This window comes from Flavobacterium sp. RHBU_3, assembly GCF_046613565.1.
Taxonomy (GTDB): Bacteria; Bacteroidota; Bacteroidia; order Flavobacteriales; family Flavobacteriaceae; genus Flavobacterium.
This window is the reverse complement of the sequence record NZ_JBKJHC010000005.1, coordinates 306,467-330,589: the sequence shown is the minus strand read 5'-3', so window position 1 is coordinate 330,589 and position 24,123 is coordinate 306,467. Positions and strand designations below refer to the sequence as shown.

The 24,123-nt window shown below is 41.4% G+C and carries 23 protein-coding genes; 10 read left to right on the top strand and 13 right to left on the bottom strand.

The window, feature by feature from the left end:
- Positions 1-286: 286 nt before the first annotated feature.
- Positions 287-1,522, bottom strand: coding sequence for an ABC transporter permease (locus ACLI1A_RS09660; RefSeq protein ID WP_411408442.1), 1,236 nt, complete (start codon positions 1,520-1,522; stop codon positions 287-289).
- Positions 1,523-1,531: 9 nt separating this feature from the next.
- Between ACLI1A_RS09660 and ACLI1A_RS09655 the strand changes: the two genes are divergently transcribed.
- Positions 1,532-2,833: an exo-beta-N-acetylmuramidase NamZ domain-containing protein gene (locus ACLI1A_RS09655; RefSeq protein ID WP_411408441.1), complete on the top strand. Its 1,302-nt coding sequence runs from the start codon at positions 1,532-1,534 to the stop codon at positions 2,831-2,833.
- 84 nt (positions 2,834-2,917) lie between these two features.
- A complete protein-coding gene (locus tag ACLI1A_RS09650; RefSeq protein WP_411408440.1) occupies positions 2,918-3,133 on the top strand; it encodes a hypothetical protein in 216 nt (71 codons plus the stop codon).
- Between the two features lie 19 nt (positions 3,134-3,152).
- Here the strand turns inward: ACLI1A_RS09650 and ACLI1A_RS09645 are convergent, their stop codons facing one another.
- The 4 genes from ACLI1A_RS09645 to ACLI1A_RS09630 all read right to left on the bottom strand — a co-directional run bounded on the left by ACLI1A_RS09645 (position 3,153) and on the right by ACLI1A_RS09630 (position 5,654).
- Entirely contained in the window at positions 3,153-3,371 is a 219-nt protein-coding gene (locus ACLI1A_RS09645) for a hypothetical protein (RefSeq protein WP_411408439.1), read from the bottom strand.
- A 2-nt stretch (positions 3,372-3,373) separates the two neighbouring features.
- Positions 3,374-3,736 (bottom strand): VOC family protein, encoded by a 363-nt coding sequence (locus tag ACLI1A_RS09640; protein WP_411408438.1) that lies wholly within the window; start codon positions 3,734-3,736, stop codon positions 3,374-3,376.
- Between the two features lie 72 nt (positions 3,737-3,808).
- A complete protein-coding gene (locus tag ACLI1A_RS09635; protein ID WP_411408446.1) occupies positions 3,809-4,273 on the bottom strand; it encodes a YkgJ family cysteine cluster protein in 465 nt (154 codons plus the stop codon).
- 34 nt (positions 4,274-4,307) lie between these two features.
- Positions 4,308-5,654, bottom strand: coding sequence for an FAD-dependent oxidoreductase (locus ACLI1A_RS09630; protein WP_411408437.1), 1,347 nt, complete (start codon positions 5,652-5,654; stop codon positions 4,308-4,310).
- Between the two features lie 178 nt (positions 5,655-5,832).
- On the opposite strand from ACLI1A_RS09630, the gene ACLI1A_RS09625 reads away from it, so the two are divergent.
- The 7 genes from ACLI1A_RS09625 to ACLI1A_RS09595 all read left to right on the top strand — a co-directional run bounded on the left by ACLI1A_RS09625 (position 5,833) and on the right by ACLI1A_RS09595 (position 14,606).
- The gene (locus ACLI1A_RS09625) at positions 5,833-5,991 is read left to right on the top strand and encodes a lmo0937 family membrane protein (protein WP_411408436.1); all 159 of its coding nucleotides are present in this window, start codon (positions 5,833-5,835) and stop codon (positions 5,989-5,991) included.
- 233 nt (positions 5,992-6,224) lie between these two features.
- A complete protein-coding gene (locus ACLI1A_RS09620) occupies positions 6,225-6,614 on the top strand; it encodes a hypothetical protein (RefSeq protein WP_411408435.1) in 390 nt (129 codons plus the stop codon).
- Between the two features lie 135 nt (positions 6,615-6,749).
- A complete protein-coding gene (locus tag ACLI1A_RS09615; protein ID WP_411408434.1) occupies positions 6,750-8,012 on the top strand; it encodes a TolC family protein in 1,263 nt (420 codons plus the stop codon).
- A gap of 3 nt (positions 8,013-8,015) precedes the next feature.
- Positions 8,016-9,116 (top strand): efflux RND transporter periplasmic adaptor subunit, encoded by a 1,101-nt coding sequence (locus ACLI1A_RS09610; protein WP_411408433.1) that lies wholly within the window; start codon positions 8,016-8,018, stop codon positions 9,114-9,116.
- Between the two features lie 11 nt (positions 9,117-9,127).
- Positions 9,128-12,229 (top strand): efflux RND transporter permease subunit, encoded by a 3,102-nt coding sequence (locus ACLI1A_RS09605; protein ID WP_411408432.1) that lies wholly within the window; start codon positions 9,128-9,130, stop codon positions 12,227-12,229.
- 144 nt (positions 12,230-12,373) lie between these two features.
- Positions 12,374-13,741 carry an oxygen-independent coproporphyrinogen III oxidase gene (gene hemN, locus ACLI1A_RS09600; protein WP_411408431.1) on the top strand — a complete coding sequence of 456 codons (1,368 nt, stop codon included), beginning with the start codon at positions 12,374-12,376 and terminating at the stop codon, positions 13,739-13,741.
- Between the two features lie 151 nt (positions 13,742-13,892).
- Complete coding sequence (locus tag ACLI1A_RS09595) at positions 13,893-14,606, top strand: YoaK family protein (RefSeq protein WP_411408430.1); 714 nt, start codon at positions 13,893-13,895, stop codon at positions 14,604-14,606.
- A gap of 66 nt (positions 14,607-14,672) precedes the next feature.
- Here ACLI1A_RS09595 and ACLI1A_RS09590 read toward each other — a convergent pair whose 3' ends face one another.
- The 8 genes from ACLI1A_RS09590 to ACLI1A_RS09555 all read right to left on the bottom strand — a co-directional run bounded on the left by ACLI1A_RS09590 (position 14,673) and on the right by ACLI1A_RS09555 (position 23,329).
- Positions 14,673-15,374: a sulfite exporter TauE/SafE family protein gene (locus ACLI1A_RS09590; protein WP_411408429.1), complete on the bottom strand. Its 702-nt coding sequence runs from the start codon at positions 15,372-15,374 to the stop codon at positions 14,673-14,675.
- Positions 15,375-15,455: 81 nt separating this feature from the next.
- On the bottom strand, positions 15,456-15,902 hold the full coding sequence (locus ACLI1A_RS09585; protein ID WP_411408428.1) for a FixH family protein: 447 nt from the start codon (positions 15,900-15,902) through the stop codon (positions 15,456-15,458).
- A 15-nt stretch (positions 15,903-15,917) separates the two neighbouring features.
- Complete coding sequence (ccoG, locus tag ACLI1A_RS09580; RefSeq protein ID WP_411408427.1) at positions 15,918-17,354, bottom strand: cytochrome c oxidase accessory protein CcoG; 1,437 nt, start codon at positions 17,352-17,354, stop codon at positions 15,918-15,920.
- An 18-nt stretch (positions 17,355-17,372) separates the two neighbouring features.
- Positions 17,373-18,275, bottom strand: a complete 903-nt coding sequence (locus tag ACLI1A_RS09575) for a cbb3-type cytochrome c oxidase N-terminal domain-containing protein (RefSeq protein WP_411408426.1) — start codon at positions 18,273-18,275, stop codon at positions 17,373-17,375.
- A gap of 25 nt (positions 18,276-18,300) precedes the next feature.
- On the bottom strand, positions 18,301-18,489 hold the full coding sequence (locus ACLI1A_RS09570) for a CcoQ/FixQ family Cbb3-type cytochrome c oxidase assembly chaperone (protein WP_411408425.1): 189 nt from the start codon (positions 18,487-18,489) through the stop codon (positions 18,301-18,303).
- Positions 18,490-18,495: 6 nt separating this feature from the next.
- On the bottom strand, positions 18,496-20,691 hold the full coding sequence (gene ccoN / locus ACLI1A_RS09565; protein ID WP_411408424.1) for a cytochrome-c oxidase, cbb3-type subunit I: 2,196 nt from the start codon (positions 20,689-20,691) through the stop codon (positions 18,496-18,498).
- Between the two features lie 5 nt (positions 20,692-20,696).
- Positions 20,697-20,867: a cbb3-type cytochrome oxidase assembly protein CcoS gene (gene ccoS, locus ACLI1A_RS09560; protein WP_411408423.1), complete on the bottom strand. Its 171-nt coding sequence runs from the start codon at positions 20,865-20,867 to the stop codon at positions 20,697-20,699.
- Between the two features lie 83 nt (positions 20,868-20,950).
- Positions 20,951-23,329 carry a heavy metal translocating P-type ATPase gene (locus tag ACLI1A_RS09555; protein WP_411408422.1) on the bottom strand — a complete coding sequence of 793 codons (2,379 nt, stop codon included), beginning with the start codon at positions 23,327-23,329 and terminating at the stop codon, positions 20,951-20,953.
- Positions 23,330-23,431: 102 nt separating this feature from the next.
- Between ACLI1A_RS09555 and ACLI1A_RS09550 the strand changes: the two genes are divergently transcribed.
- Positions 23,432-24,106, top strand: coding sequence for a Crp/Fnr family transcriptional regulator (locus ACLI1A_RS09550; RefSeq protein WP_411408421.1), 675 nt, complete (start codon positions 23,432-23,434; stop codon positions 24,104-24,106).
- The last annotated feature ends 17 nt before the right edge of the window (positions 24,107-24,123 follow it).

Here is a 24,123-nt window from a genome sequence, read left to right as displayed (position 1 = left end):
AAACTTCTCTGTTGCGGGTGCAAAAGTACACCCATTTTTCACTTCTACAACCATTTTTTAAATCTTTTTTGAAGATCATTTAACACAAAAAGGTAAGTGGCTGATATATCATGATTTGAAACAGGAAGTTTTTTGGAATTATTTTTAACCTCTTTAAAACGGCTACTATACATATGCATTATGACGCCTTTTTAAATAAAAAGTCATCATTGTTACATTTGATAAAGAAGACCGAAACTATAAACAGAGAATACAAAAAGGGCTTTGAATTAGCAAAGCCCTTAAATTATTCAAACCGTATAGCCTTGACCGGCGAAATACGGGTTATAATGTAAGAAGGTATAAGCAGCAGCAGCAGGCACACTATTATAGTACCGAGATTAACCAACACTATAGAAGCAATATCAAGTGAAACCGGAGCTACATTTACATAATAGTTTTCCGGACGTAACTTTACTACACCAAAATACTTTTGAATAAGCAACACCCCTATCCCTATACCGTTACCCCAAAGAAGGCCTCGGATTATAAGGTGAGCAGCATTATACAAGAATATTTTTCGCACGCTCCAGTTATTAGCGCCAAGCGCCTTTAGCATACCTACCATTTGGGTACGTTCTAATATAAGCACCAACAGTGCTACTACCATATTTATGGTAGCCACAATTACCATAATAATTATAATCACCAATATATTCACATCAAACAGCTGAAGCCAGTCAAAAATATTAGCATACTTCTCTTTAATAGTTACGCTGTTAAGTGTGCTGGGTATAGCGTCATAAATTTCTTTTCCTTTTTCATCGAGTTGATCAAAATCATCAAGAAAAACTTCAAAAGAGCCCACCTGATCGGCACGCCATTTATTAATGCGCTGCACATGGCGGATATCACCTATTATATAGGTAGCATCAAATTCCTGAAAACCGCTGTTGTAAATCCCTACAAGTACAAACCTCCTGAGATTAGGAATACCATTACCTCCCTCTTTCATAAAAAAGGTATTAAACTTATCCCCCACTTTAAGCTCAAGCTTATTTGCAAGGTATTCGGAAAGTATTACCTCTTCGTTAAGCCCCGCTTTAAGATTAGGCACACGACCACTTACCAGGTATTCGCTTAACGAGCTCCACTGATAGTCTTTGCCTACACCTTTAAATATAATACCTTCAAAAGCTTTTTCAGTACGTATTATACCCGCCTTACTGGCTACAGCCTGTATATGGCTAATACCCTCCACCCCCTTGAAACTTGGATAAAATGGCTGATGTGACGACAAAGGCTCTACACTAACCTCACTTTGATTATCGTCAAAGTTGGAAATGATAATATTTCCGTTAAAGGCAGAGATTTTTTCGCGTATTTTATCTTGTAGGCCTACGCCCGTAGCTATAGCACCTATCATCATAATAATACTTATTGCAATAGCTGTTACTGCAATTTTTATAATTGGCGCAGACACACTACTTTTGTGGCTTTTAGCAGAAACAAGCCTGCTGGCTATAAAATATTCTAAATTCAAAGTTTGTATATGGTATATAATCCGTCTGTCTTTCGCAAAGCTCTAGTTGCTGCAGTCAAAAATACAGTTTTATTCTTATTTATACTGATTACCGCCTGCGGAAATTCGGCTGCTGTTACCTCTGCAAACACCACAACAATTGAAACCGAGAATCCTGAACCCGGCAAAAAAGGCATTAACACCGGTGCCGATCGCTCATGGCTGTACCTGCCACTGCTGCGCAATAAACGTGTAGGGGTTGTAACAAACCAAACCGGTACTGTTGTTCAATACGACACGATACGCACACCCGGTTCGGACAAAATAACTTTGGAACCAAAATATGTGCATCTTGTAGATTTTTTAATTGATAAAAAAATAAACATCCAAAAGATATATGCCCCTGAACATGGTTTTAGGGGAACAGCAGACGCAGGAGAACTTGTAAAAGACGGCAAAGACACCAAAACGGGTATACCTATTATATCTATTTATGGTAACAACAAAAAACCATCACCGGAACAATTAGCCGACATAGACATTTTGGTATTCGACATACAGGATATAGGCGCCCGTTTCTACACTTATATATCGTCATTACATTATGTAATGGAAGCGTGTGCTGAGCTACACATTCCGCTGGTAGTACTGGACAGGCCAAACCCTAACGGCGGTATTGTAGACGGACCCGTGTTGGAAAAAGAAAACAGCAGCTTTATAGGAATGCACACTATACCAGTGTTGCACGGCATGACCATAGGCGAATATGCGCAAATGATTAATGGTGAAAAATGGCTGAAAGATGGTATACAGTGCGATCTTCATATTATTGCGTGCTCTTACTATAAGCGTGAAATGCCTTACTCTCTCCCGGTAAAACCGTCGCCAAATATACCTAATGACCAGGCTGTGAACCTGTACGCCAGCCTTTGCTTTTTTGAAGGAACTAATGTAAGCGTAGGCCGTGGTACAGACAAACAATTTCAGATATACGGGTCGCCGGATTTACCTGATGATGGTTTCAGTTTTACGCCTGCGCCAAACGAGGGTTCTAAAGAACCACCTCAAAACGGGAAACTTTGTTTTGGCAAAGACCTTACCAATGTACGCCACGTAAAAAAGCTGGAATTAAAATGGCTGATAAAAGCCTACGAGGAAACAGCTGATAAAAGCAGGTTCTTTACTTCTTTCTTCACCAAGCTGGCCGGCACAAAAAAACTACAGGAACAAATAGAAGCCGGAATGAGTGAATCTGAAATAAAGGATACTTGGACCGAAGGGCTAAATGCTTTTAAGGAAATGCGAAAGCCTTACCTTATATACGGCAATTAAATTCTTAAGTTTTACCCAAAGTCTTTTTAACTGAACAATTGGTGTCGTATCTTTAGGTTATAATAATTGCAAAACCTAAAAGCCATGAATATTAAAGAAACAACAGAAACCGTAATACAGTTTATTCTTAACCTGATAGAAAAAGCTAAAGGATACGTAGATGACATTATTGAGTTTTTCTCAAAAATAAGAGACCGTATAGAATCGTTCCTGGAGTATATAGAAGAAAAACTTGCCGCTATAACCGGCTTTATAGAAGAACTGAAACAACAACAGGCCGAACACATGCTGGCAGTATAGAGAAAAAGCCTTCCCTTAATTAAGCGGAAGGCTTTTTCTTATTAACAGCTTTGCCCAGCAGGCGTGCTACCATGTATAAAAACAACAGCAGGATAAAAACGGGCACCGCAATAACGCCTATTTCTCCTGCCATATCTGTTGTAGATGTTTTTATAGCATTAGCATTAAAGGAATACACTCCATACCCTACTGCTAAAGATATAACGAGCATTATAAAAATATCCCTCAGTTTTTTCATATCTATTGATTTATGGGTTGGCCAAACTGTAATATATAATTGTTATTATCGTAAATAGCAAACTCGCGCATGCCATATTCAAAATCATCCATGTCATAACAAATGCTGCATTTGTCTTTCCAGGCTTGCCACAGTTCCTCTACTCCCGTTACATTAAAGTAGAACGAGCCCGTAAACATGGGGCCGCTATACGGCACATGGGCATTAGGGTACGCCAGCATTATTTCTATACCATCGCGCTCCAGCACCGCCCAGCCTTCTTCAAACAACGTACATACAAAGCCCAACACTTCGGTATAAAAATCTACCGTTTGGGGTATTTCTGCTGTCCACAGCATTGGGGTAAGATAATTGAATTTTGCCATGATGATTTGGTTTTAAAAACGAAGATACAGCAAAATTATTTCCCTGTACATCCGTGTATAAAAAAAGGCGCCTTACAGCGCCATCCTCTTTTTCATTTCTTCTACTATATTGTATGCCGCAGGGCATATAGCCACATTTTTTAGTGTAATATCTGTAATCTGCTGAAACTTCTTCCTGTCGGTATGCGGATATTCGCGGCAAGCTTTCGGCCTTACGTCATATATCATGCAGTAATTTTCGGAATCAAGAAAAGTACAAGGTACGCTTTGCAACACATAGTCTCTATCTTCATCTACCCTAAGGTATTTGTCTATAAACTGCTGCGGCTTTAGCCTAAGATGTTTTGCTATGCGTTCTATATCGGCCAGCGTAAATAGCGGCCCTGTAGTTTTACAACAATTAGCACACTTGAGGCAATCGGTACGTTCAAACTCACGGTCGTGAAGTTCCTGCATAACGTAGTCCAGGTTTTTTGGCGGCTTTTTCTTTAGCTTATCAAAAAACTTCTTATTCTCAGCATGCTTATCACGGGCCATGCGCCCCAGGTTTTTTAATACCTCTTCCACTGTGTTATTCTGCTTTCAGCAATTCCTTTATCTTTTCCTCCACTTCAGGGCTGTTCCATTTATCGGCTATCCCCTCCATTTTCATAACCTCATCCATAATTGCCTTTTGGCAGTCGCCCAGGGCCAGTGCCTCACTGTACGGACGGTGGCTAAAGGTAACCATACTGTATAGCGGTTGCCATAACTCAGGAAACTTATCTGAAAAGTGTTTCTCTATCTTTTTCCTAAGTATAAAGCTTTCATCGGCAGTGCTGCTGCTCATCTCCATAAAGTTGCGGTACGAAAGCTCTGCTATGGCATCGGCATCGGGCTTACGGCTTTTTTCATATTCCTTAAATATGGTTGCCCAGTCGTCACCATATTGCTGCATCTTCTGGTTAAGCACCGTAATATCTTCAAAACCTGCATTCATACCATGACCATAAAACGGAACAAGCGCATGGCAGGCATCGCCTATAAGAGCCACTTTATCTGAGAATGTCCATGGAAAACACTTCATGGTAACCAGAGAACTGGTAGGATTTTTAAAGAAATCCTCAACCAGCTTAGGTATTACCTCTTGTGTAGACGGGAAATACTTTTCAAAAAATGCTTCAAGTGTTTCTTTATCCTTAAGGCTGTCAAAAGAGTTTTCGCCCTCAAAAGGCATAAATAATGTACTGGTAAAACTGCCATCGAGGTTTGGCAGGGCTGTTAGCATAAAATCATGCCTTGGCCATATATGCAGTGAGTTTTTATCAAGCTTGTGCGTGCCATCCGGGTTAGCCGGAATATTTAGCTCTTTATATCCTAACGGTAAAAATTCCTGGCTGTAGTTAAATCGGTTTTGGCGTTGCATACGGTGTCGTATGCGGCTAAAGGCACCATCTGACCCAAATACCATATCATATTTCAATTCGGTCCAGGCACCACGTTCTGTTTCTCCTGTGTATAATGTGGCTGTTGCCAGGTCTACATCCCAAACGCGGGTTTCAAAGAAAAACTCAGCGCCTTCGTTTTCGGCAAGGGTAACCATCTTGCGGTTCAATTCGCCCCGGCTTATAGAAAAAATGCTTTCGCCGTCTTTACCGTAGTACTGGTACACAAGATCATTATTTTGCAGGTGAATGCCTCTTTTTTCCATAGGCACGGCCATTTTTCGGATTTCGTCACCCAAGCCCACCTCATCAAGCGCACGCCAGCCGCGGTGCGAAACTGCAAGGTTTATAGAACGCCCAGAGAACTGAATGGCCCTAATATCGGGGCTGCGGTCGTACACATGTACGGTATGCCCTGCCCTTCTTAAATATATTGCCAAAAGCGAACCAACCAACCCTGAGCCCACTACGGCAATCTTCAACGGAGTTTGCATGAAATGTATTTTCTGTAAAGTACAAAAGTACTAATTAATTATACGCACCACTTTTTTTGTTGAATTATTTGCAACAGGGTTATTAAGAAAACTTTAGCAGCTAAAGGATTCTTAATGAATTAACAGTTTACCTCAATAAGCAGTAATTTTAATATATCAAATTTTAAAATACACTATTATGAGAGATTTAATTTGGCTTATCGTTGTAATCCTTCTTATAGGATGGGCAATAGGATATTTTGCCTTTAGCCAGGCAGTAGGTTCACTAATACATATCCTACTTGTACTTGCCATTATAGGTATATTATACAGGTTAGCTACCGGCAGAAGGCCTTAGGCTGCTTTTACTCACTGATAACCTATATAACACCAACCTATTCCTGAATACTACAGGAAAGGAAAAAATTCTAAAAACAGCAGTTGCCACAAGCGCTGCTGTTTTTATTTTTCTCACTTTAATGTTGGCCTGAGTTTCTTAAAATTTTCTTATAATACCAAATACTTTGGCAAGGTTTGTGCTACTTACGAATGTGATTATTACTTTTGGCAAACCAAAAAGGTTTTCTTTTAATGAAAAGGCAAAGCAGGTATATCGGTCAGCGTGTATTGTGGGTGCTTATGGCATTGCACATACTCAACTTTAGTATCGATAACCCGCACACTTTTTTTGAACACAGTACCGTAGACGAAGATTTTGAAGAGGTAGACAGTATGGCCGAGCTTGTACTGGAAGACGTGCTTCTTATAGAAAACGCCATACCTGAACACCACACCAAAAGTACCCAACACCTAAAACTAAACGTAAAGAAAACCGTGTGGACCTTTGAGGCTATACAAGGTTTAAAAGTAGCTTCGGAAGGCGAAGAAAACTTTAAACAGGTACAGCCCGATACTTTTTACAAAGATCCATTATACAACACACCAAAACTTACCCTATTTTCTCCACCACCGGAGGTTTAAAAGCTCTTTTATTCCACACATCGGATTGTCGTTGATTTTCAACGACATGCGTTAGTTTATTAATTAATTTTAATAGACCATTTCCGGCTGTGGATTTGTTTTAACAAAAAAAGTACGCTTTTAAATACACATAAGATGAAACTAAAAAACTTCTTACCCTGCATGGCCTTGCTGCTGTGCTGGGGTAGTATGGTTGCGCAGGCACCCCAAAACCTTACGCTTACCATAAAACAGGCAGAAGAATTATTCTTTAAGAACAACTTTCTTTTACTGGCAAGCCAATATGATATAAACAAAGCTGACGCCGCAATAATACAGAGTAAAGTATACCCAAACCCAGAAATTACGGCTGATATGATTGCCTATCAGGGGCAAAACAATTTGTATTTCCCTACAGGCAGTAAAGGAAACTTTCAGGCTGGACTAGAGCAGCTTATCCTTATTGGGGGTAAACGTAAAGCCCAGATAGAAATGGCTAAACTGGATAAGAAAATGGCTGAAGCTGAACTGGCCGACCTTACCCGGAACCTGCAACAACAAATATGGCAATCGTTTTACACGGTGCATAACCAGCAAAAAATAATAGAAAAGTACAATAAGCTGCTGGAAAAGCTATCTACGCTTATAGGCAGCTATGAAGTACAAGTGGCAAAAAACAACATCGCATTAAAAGACCTTGTGCGCCTAAAGTCGGTTTATGTAAAGATAAACAACGACAAATCGGAAGAAAGCCAAACGCTTATAGATGAGCAACAAAAACTGAACATACTACTGGGCACCACAGCAACCATTAATACCATATATGAAGCCGGTGATGCCAATGGTTTTGCTGCAAAATCGTTTTTGTATGATGATATATTAAACAAGTCATTAGAAAACAGACCCGATTTTAACGAAGCAAAACTGGCTGGCGAGTCGGCTAAACTGAATGTATCGCTACAACGTAAACTAGCTATACCCGATGTTACCATACGTGGCGGCTACAACCAGCGCGGTGATGCCTTTAACAATCAGTATAACATTGGGCTTGGGATACCGCTTCCTGTATTTGACCGTAATCGTGGCAACATACAATCGGCCAAAGTACAACAGACAGCAAGCGAAAAAAACATTGATTATAAGCAACTGGAAGTACAAAATGAAGTACTTGCCGCTTACCAGAACTTTACCCGCAGCGTAGAAGAATACAAACGTATCAACTCGCTTATTAACCAGGACTTTGATGCGGTCTTTAACGGTATTAACACCAACTTTCAGAAAGGTAACGTATCTATGATAGAGTTTGCCGATTTCTTTGAGGCTTACAACGAAGCACAAACCGAAGTAGAAAGGGTAAAACAACAGTTGGCACTGGCTGCCGCCCAAATTAATTATGTAACCGGCACAAATAATTTTTAAGCAATGAAAATTTTAAGAAACATCCTATATATATCAGTAAGCGCATTAACCCTGCTTACTGCCTGCGGTAAAAAAGAAGCAGAACCAGCAAAGGAAGAACAAACACAAAAATTTGTGATGAGCGACCAGATGTACAATCAAAGTACATTTGCCACAGCCACTGAAGAATTTGCACAAAACGAAATACGCCTTTTTGGCAAAGTAAGCGCCGAAAACAATAACATCAGCCAGGTATTCCCTGCCGTGGGCGGTAGCGTTATAGAAATTAAGACTGAGCTGGGCGACTATGTAAAGCAAGGTCAGCTATTAGCAAGTATACGCAGTACCGAAATTGCAGGTTACCAAAGTGAAACCAGTGATGCAGATGCTAACGTGAGCATAGCCGAACGCAACCTCCAAAGTGTAAAAGACATGTATGAAGGTAAGCTGGCCAGCGAAAAAGAACTGGTTATGGCACAAAAAGAACTGGATAAAGCCAAAGCCGAACGCGAAAGGATGCGCGAAGTAAACCAGATTTACAAACTGAAGAGCGGATCGGTGTACAACATGTATGCGCCTATAAGCGGGTACATTGTAAGTAAAGACATCAGCCCTAACGAAATGCTGAGCAGTAACCGTGATGAAGCCGTATTTACCGTAGCAAAACTTGATAATGTATGGATTTTGGCCAATGTAAACGAAAGTGACCTTGGCAGGATTAAAGTGGGCCAGGACGCAAGCATACACACCATAGCTTATCCTGATAGGGACATTAAAGGAAAAATTGATAAGATTTTTAACGTTATAGACCCTGATACCCGCGCTGCCAAAGCACTGATTAAGGTACCAAATACCGATGTGACCCTGAAGCCGGAAATGAATGCAACTGTAAAAGTGCACTATGCCGATGATAAAAAGTATGTAGCGGTACCAAGCGCAGCGGTTGTTTTTGACAACAATAAAAACTTTGTAATGGTATTTAACGGTAAAGACAATATAGAAACCCGTGAGATAACCATATACCGCGCACTTGATGATAAAACCTATATATCAGCAGGGCTTAAGCCGGGCGAAAAGGTGATTGTAAAAAGCAATCTGCTTATATATGATGCTATTAACGATTAATCCTTACAGCCATGATAAAGTTGATAAAAAACATAATAGGGTTTTCCCTACGCAATAAGCTGTTCACTTTTTTCTGGGTAGGATTAGTAGTTATAGCAGGTGTTATCAGTTATAAAAACATTCCGGTAGAAGCATTCCCCGACGTTACCAATACGCAGATTGTAATAGTAACCCAATGGCCGGGCCGCAGTGCCGAAGAGGTGGAGCGTTTTGTAACCTCACCCATAGAAATTTCCATGAACTCGCTTCAAAAGAAGTCGAACGTTCGTAGTATCACTATGTTTGGTTTATCGGTTATCAAAATTATCTTTGATGATGATGTAGACGACTTCTTTGCCCGGCAGCAGGTAAACAACGTGCTGCGCGGCGTAGAGCTGCCTGAAGGTATAGATGCAGAGGTACAGCCTCCTTATGGTCCCACGGGCGAAATCTTCCGGTATACACTGGAAAGTCCAACCAAAGATACCCGTGAACTGCTTACCCTGCAAAACTGGGTAATAGACCGTCAGCTTCGTGCTGTACCGGGTATAGCAGACGTTGCTGTTTTTGGCGGACGCGAAAAAACCTATGAAGTAGAGGTAGACCCTACGTTGCTTCAAAAATATGAGCTTACCTCACCCCAGGTATTTGAGGCTGTAAGTAAAGCCAACCTGAATGTGGGGGGAGATGTTATTGAGAAAAACGGACAGGCTTATGTAGTGCGCGGTGTGGGCCTTTTGGATAACATAGCCGATATAGAAAATACCATTGTAGCCCAATACAACGGCAACCCGATATTGATTAAGGACATTGCCAAAGTAGAGGAAAGCAACGTGCCGCGTGTAGGCCAGGTAGGCCTTAACGATAAGGACGACGTAGTAGAAGGCATTGCGATTATGCGTAAAGGCGAAAACCCTTCGATAGTACTTAAGGCGCTTAAAGAGAAAATTGCCTATGTACAGGATAACGTACTGCCAAAGGATGTAAAAATGGTAACGTTCTACGACCGTGACAATCTTATGGATTTTTGTACCGAAACAGTAACGCACAACCTTATGGAAGGTATTATTTTGGTTACTGTTATTGTATTCCTTTTCATGGCCGACTGGCGTACTACAGTTATTGTGTCTATAATTATTCCGCTGGCATTACTGTTTGCATTCTTGTGTTTAAGACTTAAAGGCATGAGTGCTAACCTGCTTTCATTGGGTGCGGTAGACTTTGGTATTATTATAGACGGCGCCGTGGTAATGGTGGAAGGGCTCTTTGTAGCACTCGATCACCTACGAGCTAAGGAAGGCGACGAACGCTTTAACAAGCTTGCCAAAATGGGGCTTATCCGTAAAACGGGTTCTAAACTGGGCGTAGCCATCTTCTTCAGTAAACTGATTATTATTTCTGCACTGCTCCCTATATTCTCATTTGAAAAAGTGGAAGGAAAAATGTTCTCTCCACTGGCCTGGACACTTGGTTTTGCCCTACTTGGAGCATTGATATTCACCCTTACGCTTGTACCGGTACTATGTTCTATTTTACTGAATAAAAACGTACGCGAAAAACACAACCCGTTTGTAGAGTTTTTCAATAAATCAGTTGCTAAGGGTTTTGCGGTAAGCTTTAAGCACAAAAAGACATCTATAATAGTATCGTTTGTAATACTTGGCCTTACATTATTCTCTACACGCTTTTTAGGCACCGAGTTCCTGCCGCCTTTAAATGAAGGTGCGCTTTGGGTAACTGCCGAGCTACCTATTAGCAACTCGCTTAGCGAAAGTGTAAAAATGGCTACCATTATTCGTAAGGAATTAAAATCTTTTGAGGAAGTAGACGATGTAATGTCGCAAACCGGACGTAGTAACGATGGTACCGACCCTAACGGTTTTGGCTTCCTGCAATTCCAGGTAGACCTTAAACCAAAAAGCGAATGGAAACACAAAATAACCATGGACGAGCTTGTAGAGCAAATGAACAAAAAGCTAAGCGTGTACCAGGGTATTACATGGAACTACTCTCAACCGGTTATAGACAACGTAGCCGAAGCCGTGGCAGGATTTAAAGCCAGCAATGCTGTAAAAATTTATGGTGACGACCTGCAAACGCTGGACAGACTGGCTAATGAAGTAATGGCCAAAATAAAACCGATAGACGGTGTTAAAGACGTAGGTGTACTGCGCAACCTGGGTCAGCCTGCAATGAGCGTGAAGTTTGACGAACAAAAAATGGCGCTGTACGGTGTGCAAAAAAGCGATGCACAGAGTATTATAGAAATGGCTGTGGGTGGTAAAACCGCTACAGAAAAATACGAAGGCGAACGCAAGTTTGACATACGTATACGCTACCTTAAAGAGTACCGCAAAGACGAAGAAGACATTATGAATCTTATGGTACCTACACTTCGGGGCGGCAAAGTACCTCTTAAAGAAATAGCTACGCTTACCACCGAAACAGGTCCATCTTTTGTGTACCGCGATAATACCAAACGTTTTATAGGGGTTAAGTTTTCGGTACGCGACCGCGACCTGGGCAGTACTATAGCTGAAGCACAAGCTAAAGTGAAGAAAATAAAACTCCCTAACGGCTACACCGTAGGCTGGACCGGCGAATACGAAAACCAAATTCGTGCCAGTGCCAAGCTTACTCAGGTAGTGCCTATATCGTTAGTACTGATATTTGTACTACTGTTCATTATGTTTGGTAACATAAAAGATTCATTACTGGTATTGGTAAACGTACCTTTTGCCATAATAGGAGGTATACTGGCGTTGCAAATTACAGGGGTTAACTTTGGTATATCTGCTGGTGTAGGCTTCATAGCCCTATTAGGTATCTGTATACAAAACGGGGTAATCCTGGTATCAGAGTTTCATGCTAACCTCAAGCTAAAAATGTCGCTCGCCGATTCTATCATAGAAGGCGTAAAAGCACGTACCAGGCCGGTAGTAATGACCGCACTTATGGCAGCAATAGGTCTTATGCCTGCTGCAATTTCTACAGGCATTGGATCTGAGAGTCAAAAACCACTTGCCATCTCTATCATTGGAGGCCTGGTTACCGCAACGGTATTTACATTATTAGTATTCCCTAACTTCTTCTACTGGGCCATGCGGAACAAGCACCAGAAAATGGAGATGTAATATAACAATATAAAGTTTTAGTTTCTTTTTTATGTAGGCCGTCCTGTACCGTAAAGTGCAGGGCGGCTTTTATTTTACAGGATGATAATTATCATTTTTTTACCCGTAGTGGTAAAGTAGCTTTGCTTAGGAAAACATGACACCATGAAAAATTCATTAGTGCAAAAATATAATGTCCCCGGGCCACGCTATACCAGCTACCCTACAGTGCCATACTGGGATGAAGCCGGCTTTACCACTGCACAGTGGAAAAAAACATGCGTAAAAGCATTTAACGAAAGTAATGCCGGCGAGGGAATAAGCCTGTACATACACCTGCCGTTTTGTGAGAGTATGTGCACTTTTTGTGGCTGTAACAAGCGTATTACCAAGCGTCATGATGTAGAAGAGCCTTATATAGCAGCAGTACTTAAGGAGTGGGATATGTATTGTGCCATGTTCAGCCAAAGGCCTAAAATAAAAGAACTACACCTGGGCGGAGGTACTCCTACATTCTTCAGCCCCGAAAGCCTGAAGACCCTTATAAAAGGCATTTTAAGAAAGGCCGACCGCATGCCCGGTCATGAGTTTAGCTTTGAAGGCCATCCTAACAATACTACCCGTGCCCACCTGCAAACTTTGTTCGATCTTGGTTTCCGCAGGGTGAGCTTTGGCGTACAGGACTATAACCCCGATGTACAAAAAGCAATTCACCGCATACAGCCGTTTCATAATGTAGCTAAGGTTACATTTTGGGCCAGGGAAATAGGTTATACCTCTATAAGCCATGACCTTGTTTTTGGGCTGCCGTTTCAAACGCTGGACAGCTGTATAGATACCATAGAGAAAACAAAATCGCTTAACCCCGACAGGCTGGCGTATTACAGCTACGCCCACGTGCCATGGATAAAAGGCAACGGGCAACGTGGTTTTGACGAAAGCAACCTGCCGAAGGATGAGGAAAAACGCAAACTGTATGAAGTAGGTAAAGAACTCCTGTCTGAAAAAGGATTCCATGAAATAGGTATGGACCATTTTGCGCTTGAAACAGATAGTATGTACAGCGCCTACCGCGACGGCAACCTGCACCGTAATTTTATGGGATACAATGCCAGTAAAACCCAGCTGATGATAGGCCTGGGGGTATCGTCTATAAGTGATAGCTGGTACAGCTTTGCCCAAAACGAGAAAACACTTGAAGACTATTATACCAGGATAGAAGCCGGCGAGCTTCCTGTTTTTAGGGGACACTTACTTACTGATGAAGACCTGTTAATCCGTACGCACATACTTAACCTTATGTGCCGGTTTGAAACCTCATGGAAACCTTTTGGCAACGGGTATTTTGAAGAACTGCCCGAAATACTGGAAAGCTTAATCGAAATGGAACACGATGGCCTTATTAACCTGGGCAACAACAGCATCAGCGTAACTGAAAAAGGAAAACCCTATGTACGCAATGTATGTATGGCTTTTGACCTGCGCCTACGCAGAAAAGCCCCCGACACTAGGTTGTTTAGTATGGTTGTGTGATTAAAAGAATCAACATTATAATAATTATCGACACCGGCAGTAAAATGCCAAAAACGAAATGCCGTATACAATTGTATGCGGCATTTTTGCTTTAAAAAAAGGTCAATTCAGCCTTTTTTGAGTACTTTTATAGTATAATTTTCTGTAAAAGATGTTTCGGCACAAAGGGAAAAGACGTTCATACATACACAACCTCAGGCTTGCATCGTTGTTGTCGTTTGTAGCCGGGATTGTAAATATATCGGGGTTATTGTTGGTAAATATACTTACAACAAACCTTACGGGACATTTTGCATACTTTTCAGATACTGTTGTGAATGCAGATTACAGCAAAGCACTGGTATATCTCCTTTTTGTTATATGCTTTCTCTTCGGATCATTCCTTTCGGCACTTTTAGCTGAACTTACTGCCCGAAAAAATCAAAACCTGTCTTATGTATTACCCATAGTCATAGAAATAGCTTTGCTTTTGTCGGCTACTTTTTTAATGGATGCTACTCCTGATTTAATCGCCTCATTACTGCTGCTTGCTATGGGCATGCAAAATTCGCTGGTAACCCGTGTTTCGCAATCTGTAGTCCGCACCACACACCTTACAGGATTATTTACAGACTTAGGAATAGAACTGTCGCAGTTGCTCTTTAATAAAAAAGATACCGGACGTTTTATTATTAAGAAATCCATAAACCTGAAGCTGGCAATTATTATATTCTTCTTTATAGGAGGTATCACAGGAGGCTACTCGTTTGCTTTCCTTGGCATTAAAACATTACTTATAGCTTGTATTTGCTTGCTGCTTGGATTGCTTTATGACTTTATACTGCTGAAATATTATAAAGTGAGGCGTAAGGTACTGTATCACTAAAAAAAAACACCCCTGCATTGAGCAGGGGTATCATAGAGTAGGATGTAAGTATTTAGGTTATATATACTATCTGCAGTTTGGCATAGCGCCTACAAAAAGGTTCATATTACCCGGAGACATATAAGGAATATTTAGCCCCAGGCCACGCACTATAAACAACATCCCTATAAAAGCTGCAACATAAGGAACTGCCTTTGCAAGAGTGTTACGCAATGGTGCCTTAAAGAATGAGGCTGTAAACACTACCACAGTCATTAGTGGAATAGTACCCACACCATAAAGAAACATAAAGGCAGCGCTGTATAGTGTATTTTGCATGGCAAGTGCTCCAAATAAAGCGGCATACACGAGCCCGCAGGGTAAAAAGCCGTTAAAAAGCCCGGTCATAAAAAGCGCTTTGTAACCTTTTTTCCGGAACTGGTTTCCCAAACCCGATTTTACAGTAGTAATAAGTTTATAAATAGGCTTAGAAAAATTATACTTAGCAAATATCCTTTCGGGTACCAGTGCTATGGTTATCATTATTATGCCTGCCAATATGGAAAGCTGTTGTTGCATTCCGGCCAGGTAAAACCCGCGCCCCAATATTCCAAAGGCAATGCCCAGTGTACTATAGGCAGTAAGCCTGCCCAGGTGGTAGAGCAATACCTGTATGGTTTTCTTTGCTGGGTTTTTATGGTCTACAGGCAGCATCATGGCTATGGGGCCGCACATGCCTATGCAGTGCAGGCTGGACACAAGCCCTAATATGAGTGCTGAGTAAAGCATTTTTTTTGCAGTTTACAGTTTACAGCAAACGGTTTACAGTTTCAGCACAACGACTGTTAACTGTAAACCGTAAACTGAAAACTAAAGATTCAACATATCCTTATTTATGTAGCCTTTGCCGTTATACTGCCAGTCTACAGTAATGTCCCAGCGGCCGCCTGCCAGATTGTTTTTAGGTATGAGCATGTATGGAGCGGATAATGAAATAGGAGTATCAAAATCCAGCTTCTGATCAGACGGCCTGTAAAGGGACACTTTACCTTCAATTTTTTTGAAATCAAATGATTCCGGAAATGTTATTTTTATGGCTTGCGCCGTATTTTCTATTATTACTTTCTGGTTTAGCGAAGCTGCATTATCTTCTTTTGCCAGTGTAGCCTCAAGGCTGCGTTCCTGCTTGTAATAGTCGTTTACTACAAGTTCGTTATCGTATTTTTTATCGCTTTGCACACGGAATATGAAGAAAAATATAAAACTCATAAACAGTACAAAAGCGCCTACTATTCCGGTTCCCCAACTAATTTTCATGATGCTGTTCTTTTTTTAGTTAAAACTCCTTGGCGCAAGGAAACTCGATGTTTCGGTATCTATGCGCTTATCACCCTCGTATACACCAAGTATAATCTTGGTCTTGTCTTTTTCGAGGAATGCAGGGTTAATCTCAATAAACAAAGTACCCTGTGCGAGGCCGGCTTTTTCTACTTTAAAGTTTTGCTTGCCTACAAGTTTTACGGTACCCTTTATATTCTCAAGCTTAAAGTGGACATTGGTAAACGTTTTTTCGGTTTTATTAATAACCTTAAAAGTGTATATGTTACTAATGTTGTCTCCTTTGTGTTCGTACAGCTGTCCCGGCAACCTTAGCACTGTGGCATCTACATCGTTTCTAAGGAACAACATGCCTATAAACACCGCTGTAAGTATACCCAGTACGGCTGTATAGCCTTTCATACGTGTGGTAAAGACAAACTTCTCTTTCTTAGTAATCTCGTCTTCACTGGCGTAACGAATAAGCCCTTGCGGAAGCCCCACCTTGTCCATAACGGTATTACACTCGTCTATACAGGCGGTACAGTTTATACATTCCAGCTGCGTGCCGTGGCGTATGTCTATACCAGTTGGGCAAACAGCAACACAAAGTTTACAGTCTATACAGTCGCCTTTGCCTACAGCCTTACGGTCTTCGTTTTTAACGATACGCCCACGTCCATTTTCGCCTTCACCGCGTACATGATCATAAGCTACAATAATACTTTTATTATCCAGTAGTGCTCCCTGAAGCCTTCCGTACGGACAGGCAATAATACATACCTGCTCACGGAACCATAGGTAAATAAAGAAGAACACGCCGGTAAATATCAGCAGGGCTATAAGGGTACCCTTATTCTTAGCCGGGCCTTCTGTTACCATTTGTATCAGCTCATCGCTACCTGTTAAATATGCCAGGAATACATTGGCTATAAAAAACGATACTACAAAGAACACAAACCACTTAAGCCCTTTTTTGCGAATTTTTTCTGCATTCCAGGGTTGCTTTTCGAGTTTCATCTGTGCATTCCGGTCGCCCTCTATGGCGTATTCTATCCGCCTGAAAACCATTTCCATAAAAATGGTCTGCGGGCATATCCATCCGCAGAAAATACGTCCGAAAACTACAGTAAACAGTGCCACAAATATTACTCCTGTAATCATGCAGATAACAAAGAGGTAAAAATCCTGTGGCCAGAACGGGAATCCGAAGATGTTAAACTTGCGCTCCAGCACATTAAACATCAGGAACTGCTCACCGTTAATTTTTACAAACGGTGCAGCAAATAAAAAGGCAAGCAGCAACCAGCTTACGGTTTTGCGGTACTTGTACCATTTACCTGCGGGTTTTTTAGGATATACCCAAGCCCGCTTGCCTTCTTCATTTATTGTTGATATACGGTCTCTAAATTCGTCATCATTATGTTCTTGCTCATACCTATCTGTTGACATAATGCTCCTTTTTTAAAATTATTTTGCGGGTTTTGCCGCAGCTGCATCTTCTTTCCAAAGGTCGCCCTGTGGCTCTTTCGGATCTTTAGGATTGCTTCCCTGAAGTGAGAGTACATAGCTTGCTACCGCTTGTATTTCAGATGGCTTAAGAGTACCTTTCCATGCCACCATACCTTTACCGTCTCTACCACCGTTTGTAATAGTGTGGAATACATTTTTTATTCCGCCACCCAGTAGCCAGTACTGGTCTGTAAGGTTTGGCCCTATGGCACCACCTGCGTCTGCCCTGTGGCACGGCACACAGTTATTAGTAAACACCTCTTTACCCTGTGCCAGCTCTGCAGGCTCAGTAAGTAGCGTAACGCTGTTTTCGTCTATAAGATCTTTAGCTGTTTTTTTGTATTCTTCTACCGCCAGCTTTGCATCGGCCATTTCTTGGGCAAATTCCTCTGCCTGGTTTTTATCTCCTGCAACATGGTAGCGTATCAGGTACACCACCCCAAAGAATATAGTGATATAAAACAGGGCTACCCACCACGGCGGAAGCACGTTGTCCAGCTCCTGTATGCCATCGTAGCTATGGTGTAGCGTGATTTCCCCTTCTTCTTCTATCGGTTTCGCCTTCGTAAAGATGGACTTCAGCTTTTTACCCAGTGCACTGTCTTTAAAGTCCAGTGCATCTGCTTCGGCAAGTTTAGCTTTTTGTTCGTCAGTAAGCAGGTTGTACGTTACCCTGTCTATAGCCAGTATTACTATTTCTATGGCTATTTGTATAAACAGGAATACTGCAAGAAATAAAGAAACCAGCGGGTATTTTATAAATGCGGGTCTGTCGCCGGAGTCTATAAAGTATTCCAGGGCAGCAAACACCATGGCAAATATTAAGGGAACCCTTACATATACCGGAATGAATTTTTTCATGATGCCTTCAGTTTAATGTTTACAATTATTGTTTGATTTCACTTTCTTCATCACCAAAAGGGATATTACTCAATTCGGTAATTTTTTCTTTCTTGTAGGTATATGTCCATGTGTACAGTGCTACAAAGAAGATAAAGAAGATAAGCAGTGATAGTAGCGGATAGATCTCAACTCCCGAGATGGTTTCCAGATTGTGTTTTACAAACTTCAGCATGGCTTCTTATTTAGTGTTTTCTGCTACAGGTTTCGCTTTTATATCAGTACCCAGGCGTTGCAGGTAAGCAATCAGGGCTACAATTTCCCTTTGTTTCATTGGTACAAATTCTTCTCCTTTGGCGGCAGAAGCTTTTTTACTGGCTTCATAGCTCTTCACAAAGTCAGGGTCGGTATGCAGGTTAGCTTCAATTTTAGAAGCCTGCTCGTCTATAGCCTTTTGTGCATTGGCGATATCCTCTTTGGTATACGGTACTCCAAGGGTAACCATGGTTTCCATTTTTTCCTGAATTTCGCTGTAGTCTGCTTTTTTATTGTCAAACATCCATTTGTACGAAGGCATTATACTTCCTTCAGATACACTTTGCGGATCCCACATGTGGTTAAAGTGCCAGTTGTCGCTGTACTTGCCGCCTACACGTTTAAGGTCTGGACCGGTTCTTTTAGAACCCCACAGGAATGGGTGGTCGTACACGTATTCACCTGATTTAGAACACTCACCATAACGTTCTACCTCACTTCGGAACGGTCTTATCATTTGCGAGTGGCAGTTTACGCAGCCTTCTCTTATGTAAAGGTCGCGGCCTTCAAGCTCCAGCGGGGTATATGGTTTTACCGCACTTATGGTAGGTATATTACTCTTAACCATTATGGTAGGTACAATTTGTATTACACCACCTATAGTTACTGCAATTGTAGCCAGTATGGTAAGTTGTATTGGCCTTCTTTCAAGCCATCCGTGCCATTTTTCGCCTTTAAGCCTTTTGGTGCTTATTTTTTCAAGAGCAGGAGCCTCAGCCAATTCATCTTCTATGGTTTGTCCTTGCTGTATGGTTTTTATAATGTTGTATACCAGCACAAACATTCCTATTACATATAGGGTACCACCTATGGCTCTTAGCCAGTACATAGGCATAATTTGTTTTACGGTTTCCAGGAAGTTACCGTATTTAAGGGTGCCATCAGGGTTAAACTCTTTCCACATTGACGCCTGGGTAAAACCGGCAACATACATAGGAAGTGTATACATAACAATACCCAATGTACCTATCCAGAAGTGGAAGTTAGCCAGTTTTTCAGAGTACAGTTTGGTTTTTGCCATACGCGGTATTAGCCAGTATAGTAAACCAAAACTCATAAATCCGTTCCATGCAAGTGCACCTACGTGTACGTGGGCAATAATCCAGTCAGTAAAGTGGGCTACAGCATTAAAGTTTTTAAGCGAAAGCATTGGCCCTTCAAATGTAGCCATACCGTAACCGGTAATAGCAACAACAAAGAATTTAAGTACTGAGTTTTCACGCACCTTATCCCATGCTCCACGAAGCGTAAGGAGACCGTTTATCATACCACCCCAAGACGGAGCTATAAGCATTACAGAGAATACTACACCCAAGTTTTGAGCCCAGTCTGGCAGGGTAGAATACAGCAGGTGGTGAGGACCCGCCCAGATGTATATGAATATTAGTGACCAAAAGTGGATAATAGAAAGCCTGTAAGAGTACACCGGCCTGTTAGCTGCTTTTGGTAAAAAGTAGTACATAAGCCCCAGGAAAGGCGTAGTAAGGAAGAATGCTACCGCATTGTGCCCATACCACCACTGTACCAGCGCATCTTGTACACCGGCATATACAGAGTAACTTTTGTGCCAGTTTACCGGAAGCTCAAGGCTGTTAAAAATGTGTAACAGAGCTACAGTAACAAATGTTGCTATATAAAACCACACTGCCACATACAGGTGTCGTTCTCTTCTTTTTAATATGGTACCAATCATGTTAATACCGAATACCACCCAAATAAGTGCAATGGCTATATCTATAGGCCATTCCAGCTCGGCGTATTCTTTTGCTGTAGTCCAGCCCAGTGGTAAACTAATTGCCGCTGCCACAATAATAAGCTGCCAGCCCCAGAAGTTAATGTTGCTTAGCGTATCGCTAAACATACGGGCCTTAAGCAGCCTTTGTAATGAATAATAAGTACCTGCAAACATGGCATTACCTACAAACGCAAAGATTACAGCGTTTGTGTGAAGCGGCCTCAGCCTACCGTAGCTAAGCCATGATATACCCTCAGTAAGATTAGGAAACAGGTAAAAGAAAGCGATTAACAAACCAACCAAAAAACCTACAACGCCAAACACTATTGTGGCATAGAGAAACTTTTTGACGATTTTATTATCGTAATAAAATTGCTGCATTTCCATGATAGTTAAATATTATTTTTGTTTTCACTCTTTTTTGTTTCGTCGTCAAAAAGCATCCTTACCGATGGGGTATAGTCGTCGTCAAACTGGCCATTGCGCACCGCCTTAATAAAGGCGTACAAAAACAGCAATGCCACTATAACACTGATGGAGATTAATAGATAGATTACGCTCATACTTCTTAAATTTGTGTTAACAAAGGTAGTTTCGTACTTCGGGGGAAAACATGACATTTATCATCCTTCCCTTATTTTATCAGCTATTTTTTACGGTTTGCGTAGTAATTACTCATCACCGTAACAAACGATACTATGGTTACCGTACTTAGCGGCATAATTATGGCTGCAAACAGCGGCTGCATCTTGCCCATTACCGCAAAAGTGAGCCCCACGGCATTGTACAGCAGCGATAATGCAAAACTCATTTTTATGGTTTTTACCGTGTTTTTGCTCAGCTTCATAAAGTACGCTATACGGCTAAACTGTGTAGCATCGAGTATACCATCGCAGGCAGGGGAAAACACATTTACGTTTTCTGAAACCGATATACCCACATTACTTTGCGCCAGTGCTCCGGCATCGTTAAGCCCATCACCTACCATCATTACATTACGCCCCTGTTTTTGCAGGTTTTCTATAAAGGCAAGTTTCTGGTCGGGTTTTTGGTTAAAAACCAGTTCGGTGCCTGCCGGTAATAGTTTTTCCAGGGCATGGCGTTCGCCTTCGTTGTCTCCGCTTAATATCTTCAGTTTGTAATTAGTCGATAGGCTTTCAAACAATTCTGTTAATCCCTCACGATACTGGTTCTGGAAAATGAACCTGCCTATATAATTGTTGTTCAGGGCTACATACACGTACGTTTGCAGTGATTCTGTTTGTGGTGCACCCGTAAACGCTGCCGAACCTATTTTTATATGAAAACCATTTACATAACCATGAATTCCTTTTCCGGTTACTTCTTCAAAATCGTCTACAGGCAGTAACTGGCTTACCGGCAGGTACTCATATAACCTGCGGCTTAGCGGGTGGTTGCTGCCACGCAGCATACTACGAATGAAGGCTAACTCCTTAGTGTCTATTTCTTCACCTTCGTACAGTATTTCCGATTTTTTGTTAGTGGTTATGGTACCTGTTTTATCAAATACTATGGTGTCTACCTTAGCCATTTGTTCTATTACCGTAGCGTTTTTCAGGTACAGCTTACGGTTGCCCATAATACGTAGTACGTTACCCACGGTAAACGGCGCACTCAGTGCCAGTGCACACGGACAAGCTACAATAAGCACTGCCGTAAACACATTAAATGCCGTATTGTACTGTCCCATTAATAACCATACCGTAAGCGACACAACTGCTATAAGCAACAATGCCGGAGTAAAATATCGGCTAACAGTATCGGTAAGGGTTTTATAATTCTCTGTGCTTTTCTTTTCAAAAACCTCATTGCTCCACAGCTGGGTAAGATAGCTTTGCGATACCGAACTCAACACTTCCATCTCTACAACCGGGCCAAGCTGGCGGCCACCTGCATAAATTTTGTCACCTGATTTTTTGGTAATCGGTTCGGCCTCTCCGGTTACAAAGCTGTAATCTATCTCCGTTTGGGCACTCATCAGTATACCGTCTACAGGTATCAGCTCTTTATTGCGAATAATAAGCCTGTCTCCCGGGGTAACATCATATACCGGCACCGATACCTCTTCCCTGCTTCCGGTTAGTTTTGTCACTGCAATAGGGAAATATGATTTAAAATCGCGTTCAAACGAAAGGAAATTATAGGTCTTTTGTTGAAACAGCCTACCCAGCAGCATAAAAAACACAAGCCCACAAAGGCTATCAAAGAATCCCGAACCCAAATCGAAAATAATGTCTACACTACTGCGCACAAACATTACAATAAGCCCCAGGGCAATTGGAATTTCTATATTCAGCATACCTGCCTTAATGCTTTTCCATGCCGAGATATAGTAGCCACTTGCCGAATACAGGAACGACGGCATAGCCAGGGCAAATATCAGCCAACGGAAAAAACCGCGGTAATTATCCAACCAGTATTCTTCCACTTCAAAATATTCGGGAAACGAAAGCAGCATTACATTGCCAAAACAGAAAAAAGCCACACCCAACTTGTAAATAAGTTCACGATTTACTTTTTTCTTCTTTTCCTCGTAGTTTTCCAGGCTTATATAGGGCTCATATCCTATTGCATTGAGTAACAGTACAATTTCCTTAAGGGTGGTAACTTCAGGGTTAAACACTATTCTTGCTTTCTTTTCGTGGAAGTTAACCTGCGAACTGCTAATGCCTTTGTTTAGCCTGTTCAGGTTTTCCAGAATCCATATACACGAACTGCAATGTATGTGTGGAATGTACAGCGATACGATGTGCGTATGCTGTTCATTAAACTCCAGCAGCTTGCCGGTTATGGTTTCATTATCAAGAAAATCATATTTGCTGCCTATATCCTGTGGAGTGGCGCCGGGTGATTTCTCAAAATCGTAATAATCAGTTAGACCGTTTTGTGTAAATAATTCGTATACGGTTTTACAACCCGCACAGCAGAATGATTTATCATCAAAAACAATCTCATCCTTTTTTACAATTTCTAACCCGCAGTGATAACAGTTTTGGGTTTCCATAAATGCTCATTTTACCTGTAGCAAAGTTGCGGGTAGCCAATACTTTAAAATATGACTTTTATCATGCTTTGATCGAAAGCTTTATTTTATATTTGCATTGGTATGAGTAAATGTGAACAATGTATAGTACGTGAGCTTAGCTCATTAAAAGCGCTTAATAAGGAAGAGCTTTTAAAAATAGCTGGCTGCAAGTCTACCTACACTATAAAAAAAGGTGAGACTGTTTTTAGCGAAGGCGAAAATGTGAATGGCATTTTTTGCGTGAAGGACGGCGTGTGCAAACTTACTAAGCTAAGTGCAAACGGTAACGACCAGATTGTTAAGCTGGTATCTAAAGGCGAACTATTGGGGCAGCGCAGCATGATAAGCGAAGAGCCTGTAAACCTTAGTGCGGTGGCACTGGAGGATATGACGGTATGCTTTATACCCAAACAGGAAGTAATGGGCTTTTTTAACGAAAACAATAAATTTTCGTTCCAGGTGATGAAAACCATTTGTGGCGACCTGAAAGAAGCAGACGACCACCTGGTAAACATGGCACAGAAATCCGTAAAACAGCGCCTTGCCGAAACACTGATTTACCTGCAGGATAACTTTGGTGTAAATGAAGACAACAGCCTTAACCTAAAGCTATCTCGCGAAGAGCTGGCGGGTATGGTAGGCACTGCCACAGAAAGCTGTATCAGGATACTGTCTGAATTCAATAAAGCAGGATACATAGCTCTTACAGGCAAAAAAATAACCATCCTGAACAGTAGCGCTCTTAAGAAACTGTAAAACCAATTTAAACTACA

Excerpts from the sequence above, each read along its gene's own strand:
- ACLI1A_RS09655 (WP_411408441.1), top strand. The coding sequence starts at position 1,532 with ATGGTATATAATCCGTCTGTCTTTCGCAAAGCTCTAGTTGCTGCAGTC.
- ACLI1A_RS09650 (WP_411408440.1), top strand. The coding sequence starts at position 2,918 with ATGAATATTAAAGAAACAACAGAAACCGTAATACAGTTTATTCTTAAC.
- ACLI1A_RS09645 (WP_411408439.1), bottom strand. The coding sequence starts at position 3,371 with ATGAAAAAACTGAGGGATATTTTTATAATGCTCGTTATATCTTTAGCA.
- ACLI1A_RS09640 (WP_411408438.1), bottom strand. The coding sequence starts at position 3,736 with ATGGCAAAATTCAATTATCTTACCCCAATGCTGTGGACAGCAGAAATA.
- ACLI1A_RS09635 (WP_411408446.1), bottom strand. The coding sequence starts at position 4,273 with ATGGCCCGTGATAAGCATGCTGAGAATAAGAAGTTTTTTGATAAGCTA.
- ACLI1A_RS09630 (WP_411408437.1), bottom strand. The coding sequence starts at position 5,654 with ATGCAAACTCCGTTGAAGATTGCCGTAGTGGGCTCAGGGTTGGTTGGT.
- ACLI1A_RS09625 (WP_411408436.1), top strand. The coding sequence starts at position 5,833 with ATGAGAGATTTAATTTGGCTTATCGTTGTAATCCTTCTTATAGGATGG.
- ACLI1A_RS09620 (WP_411408435.1), top strand. The coding sequence starts at position 6,225 with ATGAAAAGGCAAAGCAGGTATATCGGTCAGCGTGTATTGTGGGTGCTT.
- ACLI1A_RS09615 (WP_411408434.1), top strand. The coding sequence starts at position 6,750 with ATGAAACTAAAAAACTTCTTACCCTGCATGGCCTTGCTGCTGTGCTGG.
- ACLI1A_RS09610 (WP_411408433.1), top strand. The coding sequence starts at position 8,016 with ATGAAAATTTTAAGAAACATCCTATATATATCAGTAAGCGCATTAACC.
- ACLI1A_RS09605 (WP_411408432.1), top strand. The coding sequence starts at position 9,128 with ATGATAAAGTTGATAAAAAACATAATAGGGTTTTCCCTACGCAATAAG.
- hemN (WP_411408431.1), top strand. The coding sequence starts at position 12,374 with ATGAAAAATTCATTAGTGCAAAAATATAATGTCCCCGGGCCACGCTAT.
- ACLI1A_RS09595 (WP_411408430.1), top strand. The coding sequence starts at position 13,893 with ATGTTTCGGCACAAAGGGAAAAGACGTTCATACATACACAACCTCAGG.
- ACLI1A_RS09590 (WP_411408429.1), bottom strand. The coding sequence starts at position 15,374 with ATGCTTTACTCAGCACTCATATTAGGGCTTGTGTCCAGCCTGCACTGC.
- ACLI1A_RS09585 (WP_411408428.1), bottom strand. The coding sequence starts at position 15,902 with ATGAAAATTAGTTGGGGAACCGGAATAGTAGGCGCTTTTGTACTGTTT.
- ccoG (WP_411408427.1), bottom strand. The coding sequence starts at position 17,354 with ATGTCAACAGATAGGTATGAGCAAGAACATAATGATGACGAATTTAGA.
- ACLI1A_RS09575 (WP_411408426.1), bottom strand. The coding sequence starts at position 18,275 with ATGAAAAAATTCATTCCGGTATATGTAAGGGTTCCCTTAATATTTGCC.
- ACLI1A_RS09570 (WP_411408425.1), bottom strand. The coding sequence starts at position 18,489 with ATGCTGAAGTTTGTAAAACACAATCTGGAAACCATCTCGGGAGTTGAG.
- ccoN (WP_411408424.1), bottom strand. The coding sequence starts at position 20,691 with ATGGAAATGCAGCAATTTTATTACGATAATAAAATCGTCAAAAAGTTT.
- ccoS (WP_411408423.1), bottom strand. The coding sequence starts at position 20,867 with ATGAGCGTAATCTATCTATTAATCTCCATCAGTGTTATAGTGGCATTG.
- ACLI1A_RS09555 (WP_411408422.1), bottom strand. The coding sequence starts at position 23,329 with ATGGAAACCCAAAACTGTTATCACTGCGGGTTAGAAATTGTAAAAAAG.
- ACLI1A_RS09550 (WP_411408421.1), top strand. The coding sequence starts at position 23,432 with ATGAGTAAATGTGAACAATGTATAGTACGTGAGCTTAGCTCATTAAAA.